Source organism: Sutterella seckii (assembly GCF_009183815.1).
Taxonomy (GTDB): Bacteria; Pseudomonadota; Gammaproteobacteria; order Burkholderiales; family Burkholderiaceae_F; genus Sutterella; species Sutterella seckii.
This window is the reverse complement of sequence record NZ_WEHX01000078.1, coordinates 1-11,885: the sequence shown is the minus strand read 5'-3', so window position 1 is coordinate 11,885 and position 11,885 is coordinate 1. Positions and strand designations below refer to the sequence as shown.

At 60.5% G+C, this 11,885-nt stretch carries 7 protein-coding genes; 2 read left to right on the top strand and 5 right to left on the bottom strand.

Annotation, left to right across the window (positions count from 1 at the left end):
- Nucleotides 1-726: 726 nt before the first annotated feature.
- Together GBM95_RS09290 and GBM95_RS09285 are read left to right on the top strand one after the other, a co-directional pair.
- On the top strand, nucleotides 727-2,430 hold the full coding sequence (locus tag GBM95_RS09290; protein WP_152158849.1) for a zinc-binding metallopeptidase family protein: 1,704 nt from the start codon (nucleotides 727-729) through the stop codon (nucleotides 2,428-2,430).
- Nucleotides 2,431-2,445: 15 nt separating this feature from the next.
- Nucleotides 2,446-2,871, top strand: coding sequence for a peptidase dimerization domain-containing protein (locus GBM95_RS09285; protein ID WP_226963256.1), 426 nt, complete (start codon nucleotides 2,446-2,448; stop codon nucleotides 2,869-2,871).
- A 118-nt stretch (nucleotides 2,872-2,989) separates the two neighbouring features.
- Here the strand turns inward: GBM95_RS09285 and mutM are convergent, their stop codons facing one another.
- The 5 genes from mutM to bcsA all read right to left on the bottom strand — a co-directional run bounded on the left by mutM (nucleotide 2,990) and on the right by bcsA (nucleotide 11,591).
- A complete protein-coding gene (gene mutM / locus GBM95_RS09280; protein WP_152158848.1) occupies nucleotides 2,990-3,817 on the bottom strand; it encodes a bifunctional DNA-formamidopyrimidine glycosylase/DNA-(apurinic or apyrimidinic site) lyase in 828 nt (275 codons plus the stop codon).
- A 115-nt stretch (nucleotides 3,818-3,932) separates the two neighbouring features.
- Complete coding sequence (bcsG, locus tag GBM95_RS09275; RefSeq protein ID WP_152158847.1) at nucleotides 3,933-5,600, bottom strand: cellulose biosynthesis protein BcsG; 1,668 nt, start codon at nucleotides 5,598-5,600, stop codon at nucleotides 3,933-3,935.
- Nucleotides 5,600-6,703: a cellulose synthase complex periplasmic endoglucanase BcsZ gene (gene bcsZ, locus GBM95_RS09270; RefSeq protein ID WP_152158846.1), complete on the bottom strand. Its 1,104-nt coding sequence runs from the start codon at nucleotides 6,701-6,703 to the stop codon at nucleotides 5,600-5,602. The genes bcsG and bcsZ overlap by 1 nt, the downstream gene beginning before the upstream one ends.
- Entirely contained in the window at nucleotides 6,703-8,925 is a 2,223-nt protein-coding gene (locus GBM95_RS09265; protein ID WP_404817501.1) for a cellulose biosynthesis cyclic di-GMP-binding regulatory protein BcsB, read from the bottom strand. The genes bcsZ and GBM95_RS09265 overlap by 1 nt, the downstream gene beginning before the upstream one ends.
- A 62-nt stretch (nucleotides 8,926-8,987) precedes the next feature.
- A complete protein-coding gene (gene bcsA, locus GBM95_RS09260; RefSeq protein WP_226963255.1) occupies nucleotides 8,988-11,591 on the bottom strand; it encodes a UDP-forming cellulose synthase catalytic subunit in 2,604 nt (867 codons plus the stop codon).
- Between the last annotated feature and the right edge of the window lie 294 nt (nucleotides 11,592-11,885).

The following is an 11,885-nucleotide window of genomic DNA, read 5'->3' as shown; positions in this document are numbered from 1 at the left end:
AGCTGATAACCGGTTATTCCCCGCCGTTCCCATGCCTTGGAAGGGTATCACGCCACCGTAGCGGTCGGGCTACATGTCCACACTAAACGTCGAAAGGCCAAAAATCTCGATTTTTCATCTTACAACTCGCAATATATTATTATCATCGCATTTTATTTTATAGTATTTAATTTCACTTCTCAGGCCAAAAAATTAAATACCGCACAAGTCTCCAATTAATGTTAAAAGTTTAATTTTCTGCATCATAGTCGTCAATAAACGACTAATAGTCATACATGTAGTTTTATGACAACTACAGTTAAGTATTTTTATTAATTTTATGATTTATATTGTTTACATGAGAGATATATGAGAATCCCTTAGTTTTTTGAAACAGGTATAAGCGCCCCCCTTGAAAACAAAGCCATCGCGAAGGAATCATCTATCCAACAGAAAAAAATGAGCTTATTCCAACCTCGTGCCATCACACTTTTTCTCACCCCCCATATTCAGTATCGATACAACGCTTCCTTGTATATTCAGGCCTACCTCCTTTCGCGCAAGTTGAATTCATCGCTCGTCTCCGGTGCCTTTCCTCTCCCGGCACCGGTCAACCCATCGTTTCCCTCATCTTGCTTGCAGGTAAGCCTCCTTGATACCGTATCTCGAAGCTCTGGCGCAGATTTCCGCAGGGAATCCGCTCTGCATAAACAGAGCCGCAAAACCATCACCCAAAGGAGGTTCCCCATGAACCGTCTGAAGCTCTCTGCCGCGGCACTTCTTCTCGCCTTCGGCATTCCGGCGCTGGCTGCCGTTCCGCAGGTCTCGCCCGAAATGAAGGCGAACGCCGAGACCATGTGGCAGGACGCGGTCTTCCAGAAGATGTACGACGAACTCAAGAGCGAGGAAGGCCAAAAATGGCGCTTCAATACGCTCATGGAGCTCGTGCGCATCGCGTCGCCCTCGCGCCTCGAACTTCGCCGCCAGCAGGAGATCACGAAGCGCCTTGTGAATGAATGGGGCTTTTCGCCCGAAGACATCATGACGACGCCCGAAGGCATCATCAAGGGCGCGGGCCTTCAGATCGTCGACGGGAAGCCCGTCTACAACGTCTGCGTGAGAATCCCCGGCACCTATCCGCAGCGTCCGGGCGCGGAAAGCTATAAGGGACAGTTCCCCAAGGTCCTTTTCGAAGGCCACATCGATACGGTGAACCCCGCGGAACTTCCGCCTGAAACAAATCCCTACGTGCCGGTGAAGCTCCAGAAGGCGAAGGAGCCTCTCGTCGCGACTCCGGCCGAACTCGAAGCGCTCAAGGATGAAATTCACTTCGACAAGAACGGCCGCGTCATTGAGGACGAAAACTGGAAGAAGGCCTACCGGCGCTTCAACGACCTCGACGAAGCCGTGAAGGCCGACGCCTACCGCATCTACGTCACGGGCTTCGGCGACGCGATGATCAATACCGTCTCGGTCCTCACCGCCGCCAAAATGATGAAGAAGTACGGGATCAAACCCGTCTACGACGTCTGGTTCTGCGGCACCGCGGGCGAGGAAGGCAAAGGCAACCTTTGCGGCATGAAGCAGCTCTACGGCTACAACCAGGATACGGGGAAAGGCAACAACGCCCTCAACTTCGTTGCCAATGTGGCCGCCGACTCGCTCACGCCCGGCTCCTCAATCGTGAATTACCTCGGTTCCTACCGCTTCGAAATCACGTACTCGGAGCGCGACGGCTTTAAGCCCGGCGACAAGCCGCGCCCCTCCGCCCTCTCGGCCGTGAGCCGCGCGATTGCGGCGATTTCAGACATTCATTCGCCCTACGACTTCGACAAGAAGGCTGAGCGCACCACCTACACCGTGGGCGTCGTCAACTGCACCAAGCCCCAAACGGGCGCGAGAAGCCCCGACTGCACGCTCATGGTCGACATGAGAAGCCCGACCCAGGGACCGCTCACTGCGATCCGCAGCCAGATTGAGCCGCAGTTCCAGAAGGCCATGGAAGCGGAAAATGCAGCCTACGGCCTCAAAGCGGGCGACAAGGATGCCGTCACGATGAAGCTCGTCTGGTTCGGCGACCGTCCTGCCTATCAGCGAACCGACTACAACGTTCCGCTTCTGCAGGCCTACTGGCAGACGGGGCGCACGATCGGAATCGACAACAGGAATAAGGAACTCACAGAAAGAGCCGCCTCTTTGAACGACAACGTGCCGGCAGCCGTCGGCGTTCCCACGATCAACTTCAACATGGGCACGGCTGCGAAGACCGGCGGCGGCCACACCTGGTACGAATACGGCATTCCCGGAAACGGCCAGGATGAAGCCAAGCGCATCATGCGGTTCCTGATGACCGGACTTCTGGTTTCGGGCTGCGAGCTTTCCGACGGCCGCGTGATTGAGCCGAGCGTGCCGCCTATCGGCGAGCGCACCACCGAAGACATGTACAAATAACCGGGGAGATGAACCATGCTTAAGATCCGTACCCAGGGAACGGCCCTTTTCCTGATGCTTCTCCTCTCGGGAAGCGCACTTGCCGCAACGCAGACACTCGAAGTGTCGCTCCGCGGTCCCGGCGGTCACTCAAACGGCAATTACGGCAACACCAATGCCGTCCATGCCGCCGCTCGAAGCGTAATGGAAATCGAGAAGGCCCTTCCGGATGCCGTCATTGCGAACCTCAACGGCGGCTCCACCGTCAACGCCATTGCGGCTTCCGCGTCCTTTGAGGTGACTCTCACCGCGAAGGATGAGAAGGCGCTCGAAGCCATGAAGGACAAGGTGGTCGAAGCCGTAAAGAAAGGCACTGACGCCGAAAACGCCTTCCGCGGCGTGAAGCCCGGCGACAAGACGAGCATCGGCGCGCCGGCAGCCGTCCGCTACGAAATCCGTTAAGCATCGGCTCACGAAGACCCGGGACTCCCCGTGCTCTTCATGAGAGTGCCGAAACTCCCGCAAATGCCTTCCGGTCCTCCGGAAGGCATTTTTCTGGGATCGCAAATCAGACAGAACTTCAGTGCTGGCAGTGCGGACAGAAGAAGGTCGACCGACCGCCCTGCTCGATTCTTTTGATCTTCCCGCCGCACTTCGGGCAGTTCTCGCCTTCCCGTCCATAGACCGCGCAAGCGAGCGGAAACCACCCGGTCTCGCCCTCAGGTCCGTGGAAGTCGTGCAGCGTCGAGCCGCCCGAAGCGATTGCCTTCGAGAGCACGTCCCGGATGGCAGCAAGGAGCTTCTCCGTGCGTTCCGCGGAAATCCGGTCGGCGCGCCTCGTCGGCCGGATCCCGGCCTCAAAGAGCGCCTCGCTCGCATAGATGTTGCCGCAGCCGACGACGATTTTCCCAGAGAGGAGCACTTCCTTGACGGGCCTCGACGTTTTCTTCAATTCCGAGAGGAACCAGGAAGGCGTGACGGCTTCGTCCCAGGGCTCTTTCCCAAGACTCCGGAGCGGCTCCTCGTCATAGGGATCCCTCTCAAACCAGCGGAAGTCGCCGAAGCGCCGCGGATCGGTATAGCGGAGCACCGTATCGCCGAAATCGATGTCGATGTGGTCGTGCCGATGGGGTTCGGGCGCAGGGGCCGGCCAGATCCTCCAGGAGCCGCTCATCCCCATGTGCGTGACGAGCCACGCTCTTTTCCCGTCCTTTCCTTCGAAAGTCCAGACGAGATACTTCGCCCGGCGCCCGAGGCTCACGAGCTTTTTCCCGGAGAGGCACTCCGCAAGATCGGGCACAGGCGACCGGAGCTTCGGCGCGCGAACCACGGCTCCCGTCACAACCTTTCCGACCACGGCGGGCGCGAGGCCGCGCCGCGTTACTTCAACTTCAGGGAGTTCAGGCATGGCTGCAGTTTTCCTCCTGACATTCGATCCGTCGCAGATTCTTATGCGAAGGCCGGCGCCTGCCCGAGGACAAGCTGCCGGCCTCTTCATTTTTGAAAGGACCTTCCGACCGGGCTCACCCGCCGTAGGGCTTCCAGTCGTCGTTTCTTCTCAGATATTCGACGTCCTTCAGTTCAAGGATCTTCGCCTGACCGTTTTCCGAAACCCGGTGGGTTTCCGGAAGGTTCTGGACGAGCTCCTCGAGCGGAACGGCGCCGCCCGATTTCGAGAAGAAGTTCTTTTCAATCGTGCGGCCGATGAGGGACGTGAGCGCGAGGTAGCTCGTGTCGCCCGTCACGTGGATCGGCTGCTCAGGCAATCCCCGCACGCCCACGAACTTCACCATGGTCGGCACTTCCGTGATGCGAAGCGTCGGGATGTCGCGCAGGCGAGGCGCCTGAATGCGGTCGCCCCTGACGGCAGCGCCGTGTTCAGGGACGAGGACGATCATCACGCGGCGGCGCGTGCGCTCGAGCTCGCGGATGAAGGTGTTGATGTCGTCGAACATCCGCTGCGCGCGGGGCTTGAACTCTTCCGAGCGTCCGTGGCGCGGGAGGCGGTTGCCGTCATGAAGCGAAATGAGGTTCATGAAAGTGACGCTTCTCTTTTCCTTCGCGCGTGCAGTCGTGCGCTGCCAGAAGCGAAGGAGCGCGAGCGTATCGGCGAGCTCCTCGTCGTCAAAGCCCATGTAGCGGATCGGAATCGGCTGGCCCTTGCTTTCAAGGGGCGCAGAAAGGCCCGTCTTGTCGCGCAGAACCTGGAGGAAGTCGTCGTATTCGCCCGTATGGTCCATCATGACGTGCTGCGAGAAGCCCAAGGCCCCCAGGCGGTTGAGCGTTTCGCATTCGGTCCGCCTTTCGCCGTAGAGGTCGTTGTGCGAGGGCTGCCCGCACGCGCCGGTCAAAAGCCTCAGCGCCGCAGGTCCCGAGTAGGACGTCGCGGAATTGAAGTTGTCGAAGCGGATGTTGAAGCGCGAAAAGAGCGGATGGTTCTCGAGCTGCGACGCCGCGAGGTCGTCGTTCGAAAGCGAGCAGATATTGAGAAGCAGAATGTCGAAGGGCGTATCCTTCTCCGGAATCCCGGTCGGGAATTCCGCGCGGCGCTCCTTTTCGTAGGCAAGGAACGCCTCGTACCATTCCTTCACGGTCTTGCTGTCCGACACCGCCTGATTCTTCCCGCCGGCAGCGCCCCCGTCCGCCGCGGCGACGACGGAATTGTCCTCGCCGGCGTCCTTCGCAAAAAAGGCGTCCACCATCGGCGTCACCGTCATGCCGATGAAGCAGCAGAGCGTGACGAAGGTGATGCGGATCGTGTTCCTGAGAAGCACGTAGAGAAGAATGCCGAGCGCGCCGCAGCCGACCATCTGCCAGTTGATGAAGTCGAGCGCGAGTTCGAGGATGTAGTTCCACGAGAACCCGGCAATGCCGCCCGCGTTCGCGGTAATGCTTTCAATCCCCGGGAGCCAGCTTTCGCTCCAGAGGAGCATGAAGGCGCAGACGATGCCGGCTGCTCCGCGCAGGAACCGCAGAACGCCTGAGCGGAGCGGAATGAGAAGCGCGGCAATGAAGAGCGCATTCCAGAGGGGCGAGAGATTGAGGTAGCCCGCCCACGCAAGTCCGAACTTCGCGAGGAAGTAGAGATTCCAGACCCCGAGGCCCGTAATGGGCAGAATCAGGCCGTCGGCAGTTGCCGTGCGCCCGCCCGAAGACGGGGCCTTAGGGTCGATTGTTTTTTCCTGAGTCATTATTTCTGCGCCTCTTCCATGCGGATCACGAGGCGGCCGTCGCGGTCGAAGAGGAATCGCCCTTCGTCAAAGCCGAGTCCGTAAAGAACGAGAACGTTCCCGTAATAGCGGTCCCTCGTCACGCCTTCGGCCGAGAGCACCGTGCGGATGAGGCCCGCCGTGCGGTCATTGCCGAGAAGCGAGAGAAGACAGGCGCCGAAATAGGCCGGCCCCGGCGCCTCGACGTCCGCCGTGACGACATTCACCTTTTCGGGCGGGAAATTGAGCTTCCTCGTCGCATCCACCATCGGCTGGAAGCGTTCGACGAGCGGGAAGCGCCCCGGGTCCTCAGGCGACATCATGCCGGCCCACATGTAGGTGCGGATGGCGTTGTAGCTCCCTTCCGTGTAGTCCGTCGCATCGGGCGTCACGAGCCGTCCCTGGTTCGTGAAGCGCGCCCATTCGGGAGCGAAGCCCGACGGGGCGGAGCGCAGAAGCATCCTGAGGGAGCCGTCGTAGACATCCGTCCAGTAAGCGTCCTCGAGCGCAAAGCGCCGGAGGATGAAGAGCGGATAGTAGCTGGGATTCAACTTCACCGTCCCGTTCTTGTCCTCAAACCCCACGCGTCCGGGAAGAATCACTTTCCCGAGATTCTCAACGTCGCGCACTTCCTTTTTGAGGAGCTCGAGCATCGCGCGGCCCTTCGCCGTGTATTCGCTCTTATTCCAGAGACGTCCGGCCTCAAGGTAGCACCAGGCAATCCACATGTCGCTGTCGGCGGCATTGTTGGTGTCGATGACGCCCCAGGCGTTCCTGTCCCCTGCTCTGGTCTGCCCCCAGAGCCAGGAAGGAAGCGCCTTCGTGATGTCGCCCGCGGAGAGGTTCTTTTCCGTCCAGTCGGAAAGCGCCGCAAACGCCGTCCGGTCGTTCGCGACGAGCGCAAAGAAAAGCGCGTAGGACTGCCCTTCGCTTGTCGTGATGCGCCTCGAGTCGGAATAGTCGACGACGCGCGCGGTTTCAATGTTGGAGGCCTTGAAGTCGTCCCAGAGCTTCCAGGCGTTTGCCGGGAGCGCCTGAAGCGCAAGCGCGGCGGCAAAAACGCTCATTAAAAGGGTCTTTTTCATCAGGCTCTCCTTCCAACCCAGCGGCGCATGAAGACGAAGGCGGCAAAGCCGATCACGAGGGCAGATACGAGCGCGCAGACAACAAGCCAGCCCGGATGGCGCGAGAGCCGCATCCAGACGCGGTGGTACCAGGGGAGGTCGCCCACGACATAGCGGTCGCCCACGGAGAATTCCGTGACGCTCCCCGGACTCACGACGGCGACGGTGCCGCCCACGTTGTTGAGGTCGCCCGGCTTCACAAGGCGGGAATTGAGTTCGAGCGAGCTCGCAGGGCCTTCAGAAAGAAGCGCCACCACGGAGCGGCCGGACTTCAAGGGCGACTCAAGCCCCACAACGGCGGCAACGGGTTCGGCAAGCACCTTTGCCTCAGGCGCCGGGAAGGCGTCGCCGGGCTTTCTCGCGCGGATCGCTTCCTCAACGTGCGCCTGGAGGTCGGCGGCATTTTCCGCATTGATGTCGCTCATGCGCGTGACGACGCGGCCGATCGCGAGGATGTCGCGCTCGGACGCCGCCGGGTCATTGGCGCTCGAGACAACGCGAACCTTGTCGGCAACGGCGCCCGTCACGGCGGAGAGGCGTCCGACGGCATTGAGCATCGTCGAGACCTCATCCGCCGAAGCGCCGTCCGAAATCAGAACGGCGGTCTGAGAGAGGTCCGCGAACTTCGTAAAGGGATAGCCGCTCTGGAAGAAGAGCTTCAGGTTCGGCATTCTCGCCTGGTGCCAAAGCCCCTCTAGGCGAATAGTCGACGTGGGCTCCACCTCCATCTGATGCGGGAGGATCATGATCGACTTGCAGTTTTCAGGCGACCCGCCCTCGGCAATGCGCTCATAGTCGACGCCGAACGCGAGAACGTTCTGCGTCATGAGGGCGAGCGACCCCGCCGGATTATCCGTAATCGCGCCGTAGAAGCCCGGGAGCGCAATCACGCGCTCGCCCCGGCCGTCCTTCGCCGCCATCGGATCGGAATCGATGAGGGAGCCGTTGAGGAACGCCCGGAACTGCGCCGTTTCGCCCGTCATGGGCTTCGTGCTGCGGTAGCGGACATTAAGAATCAGGTTGGCGTTCCCCGTCATGTAGAGGTCGGGCGGAAGCCGCACCGGGAGCTGCACCGGCGGCATGCTGTAGCCGCGGCTCGTGAGCTGCCCCGGATATTCCATGAGCTTCGAGAAGGGAACGGTCTTCCCGACGGGAATCCAGTTGGGCGCATCGTAGGCTTCGCGGGCGGGCGCTTCCTTGAGCGCCCCCGGACGGAAGACGTCGCCGATCATGACGTTCCCCTCGCGCACGAGGGCCTTTGCCGCCGCGAGGAGATCCGCCTCGTCGCGCCCGGCAATCACGAGCATCTTGGCCGAGAGGCTTCCCGGAGCATCGGCAATCGAGACCTGAGGCCCTTCAACCTTCGGGAAGCCGGCGAGGAAATTCGGCCTCTTGTCGTTCGTTGCGAAGACGACGAAATGCTGCGGCCCGGGGAGCGCATTGTAAAGAACGGGGAAGTCCGCGCCGCGCCAGTTGGTCATGCGGCCCGTCCAGCTCGCGAGAATCGCCGCGGCTTCCTTCGTCCTTGCGTCCGGAGCTTCCGGGAAGACGAAGGGAAGCTTCGTCGCCTCCATCGTATTCGTGTCGACGAAGGGGAGAGGCAGCTTCGTCATGTCGTTTGCAAGACGAATGCTCGACTTCTCGAGCACGAGGGTGCTTTCGTTTGAAATGTCGAGCCAGAGCGATTCGTCGGCCGGGTTCTCGCAGACGGACTTGATGTGGCCGATGAATTCAATCGAGATCTGATTGCGGGAATTGAGCGCCTTGGGGTTGAGCGGCACCGAAAGCTTCGCGGGCGTCCCGATCATTTCCTTCGTCAAATTGACGGACTGCTGCAGGACGCCGTTCACGAAGAAGTTGAGCTGCGACACCTGAGGCAGGACCGACGCGGAAACCGTGAAGGCGAGATCGAGGGAGGCGCGCGAAACAACCTCGTCCGCGCGAACGCCGAAGTCGAAGAACTGCGTGCGGGAGAGTCCCGAGAGCCTCACCGAGCGCGCCTGACCTCCCAGTACGAGTCCGATGAGCGGCGCCTTTTCGATGCGGCTGCCGGCGACGTCCGTGCGCCACACGGGCTGCGGGGGTTCCTGCGTCTGCGCGGGGGCCGCCGCGGCAGCTGAAATGCCTGAGCACCCGAGCGCGAGCGCAAGGAGGCAGCTTCTGCCTAATGCGTCGATTTCCATCTTCAGAGTCATCCTTAATTGTCCGTTTACTTTCTAATTTTATTGATTTTTATGAATTCTTTTCATCGCAGGTTCACGAGATCCTGATCGCGCCGGGGCGTTCTCGGGAGGAGCGACGCGATCAGATCGCGGAGCGCCGGGAGCATCCGCCCGGGGAGGAACTCGATCATGGAGCGGTAGCCGTAAAGCGCAATGCGGCCGAGCTCGAGGAAGCCCGTGATGAAGCGGTCGTCAATCGTCTCATCGGGCTTCTTCGCCCAGATCCCGCGCCGCGAGAAGGTGAGCGAATTGAAGCGCCGCTCGTCGGCATAGCCTTCGAACTTGAAAACAAGGTCGCGCCCGCCCTTCGGGAGATCCGTTCGCGTCGGGTCTTCCGGAGCGACGTTCGCGCGGAAGACTTCCGTTCTTCCGTCATCGGCGGGAAGCTCAATCTGAAGGGTTTCTCCGGCGGGCATCTTCTGAAGCGCCGCAAATGCCGCTTCATTCCCCTCGGGCGCGAGCACGCGCACGCCTTCCTGGGAGAATTCGCAGACCTCGACCGGGAGTTCAGAACCATCGGCAAGCGTCGCCTTCGCGGAGAGGCTCAGCGGCACGCGCGGGAATTTGTCCTTCTGCACGTCCTCGACGGCAACGGCCATCGTGGCGCCCAAAACCATCAGGTTGTAGACGATCCAGCCCATGTTGATGGCGAGCGTCAGGTATTCAGGATCGGGCGAGGCGAAGGCCTTCCAGAAGCCCGCGAGAAGACCCGCGAAATTGAGCGCAATCAGCACCAGATAGGGCTTCGAGATATGCCAGTCAAGGTACTTGCTGTCGATCGTGCCGCCCTTGGCGGTCACGTTGAATTTGCCGATTTTGGGCGCAATGAGGGCAACCGTCGTCGGGATCAGGATGTACCAGGCAAGCACCGTCTCATAGACGCCCGAGAGGAAGGGATAGCGGTACCCGTGCTGCAGGCGCTGGTTCGTCACCGCGGAATGCACCATGTGCGGAATGACGTAGGCGAAGATCGATGCGGCGGTCGCATAGATCACGTACACGTCGGCGAGCATGTAGGGCAAGGGCGCAAGCAGGAAGATGATGCGCGGAAGCCCGTGGAGGAAGTGAAGCATTGCGTTGAAGAAGCAAAGCCTCTGCGCAAGCGTGAGCCCGCGTCCGAGGAGCGGGCAGTCGAGCCTCAGGATCTGGATCATCCCTCGGGCCCAGCGGATGCGCTGTCCGATATGGGCGGCAAGCGTGTCGGTGGAGAGCCCCGAGGCGACCGGGCGCTCAATAAAGGCCGACTTCCAGCCGCGGCGGTTGAGCTTGAGCGACGTGTGCGCGTCCTCCGTCACCGTCTCGACGGCGATGCCGCCGACCTCGAGGAGCGCCTTTCTTCTCATGACAGCCGACGACCCGCAGAACATCGTGGCGTTCCAGGTGTCGTTTCCCTTCTGGATGAAGTCGTGAAAGAGCGAATTCTCGATCGGGAGCGCCCGGTCGAGGTGCATGTTCTTTTCGAAGGGGTCGGGCGAATAGAAGTGATGCGGCGTCTGCACGAGCGCGATCTTCGGGTCCTTCACGAGCCAGCCCACGGTCGAAACGAGGAAGTCCTTCGAAGGCACGTGGTCGCAGTCGAAGATGACGATGTGCTCGCCCGAGGTAACGGTCAGGGCGTGATTGATGTTGCCCGCCTTCGCGTGCTTGTGTTCGTCGCGCTTGATGTAGCCGGCGCCCACCTCGTCGGCGAACTGCCGGAAGGCATCGCGGCTCCCGTCGTCGAGGATGTGAACGTGGAGCTTTTCCTTCGGCCAGTCAAGGTTGAGCGCGGCGAAAACCGTGGGTTTGATGACGTCGAGCGACTCGTTGTAGGTCGGAATGAAGACGTCGACGTCGGGCCAGACCGAGCGGTCCTCAGGGAGCGGACAGATCTTGCGGTCGAGCGTCCAGCAGACCTGGAAGTAGCCAAAGCACATCACCGCGAAGGCGTAGAGTTCGGCACCGAGCAGAAGCGACGTAAAAAGTACGTCGAGCCACGTATTCGTGTTGAGGGTCGCCGTAGCGCGCCACCAGAGATAGCGCCCCGAGACGACGATCGAAATCACGAAGAGAAGCATGAGCGTGATGCGCGCCTTCACCCGCACGAGCGCGATCATCGAGAAGAACATGAAGGAGAGGAAGATCACCTGCCCTTCGAGCGTAAAGGGCTGCGTGATGCAGAGCGCCGCAAGCGCAAGCCCGAGGAGCACGATCGTCCAGACGAGGAAGGTCTGTCCGCGCCCCGAGCCGCCCTCGCTCTTTTCTCCCTGATCCGAAAGCGCCGGAAGGCGCCTTACGAGCGCGAGGCAGAAGGCGCCCCATGCGGAGCCGATGCGGGAAATGACGGCGCCCAAAGCGCGGAGAATCCGCACGACCGCTTCGACGAGCCGCGACCAGGGCGAGCGCACGGGGTGGTACGGGTCCGACGGCTTCACGAAGAGAAGCCAGAAGGTCTGAATGAAGAGCCTCAGCGGATCAAGAAGCCGGGGACGATCGAAGTCGACCTGCGGGTAGAAATAGGCCTTTCGCCTCGCGATGCTCCGGAAGGGTTCCCGCTCAATGGGAACAAAGACGAGAAAAAGCGCAAGGAAGAAGGCGTTGACCGCAATCGCGGCCTTCCCAGCCCCGTTCGCTTTCCATAAAGACAATCTCTCCCTCAGATAGCTTCGAGGATTCAAGGTTGAACGGGTCTGCATCGTCGATAACGGGGGAAAAGAGAGGTCCGGGCGGGTGCTGAAGAGCTCCTCCTAAAGGCGGCGCAGGGCAAACGCCTTCGTGAGGATGCGGGGGCGCTGAAAATAGAAAACAAAGCATATTAGCTCAAATGCCTGATTCCTTTGTTGCTTATTAACAAAGGTATTTAATAGTTGACGGATGGTGCTGTGTGGCGCTTGGGGTCAGGCCGCCTGTGCATAGAGGGTACTCTCATTCGTAAAACAGGC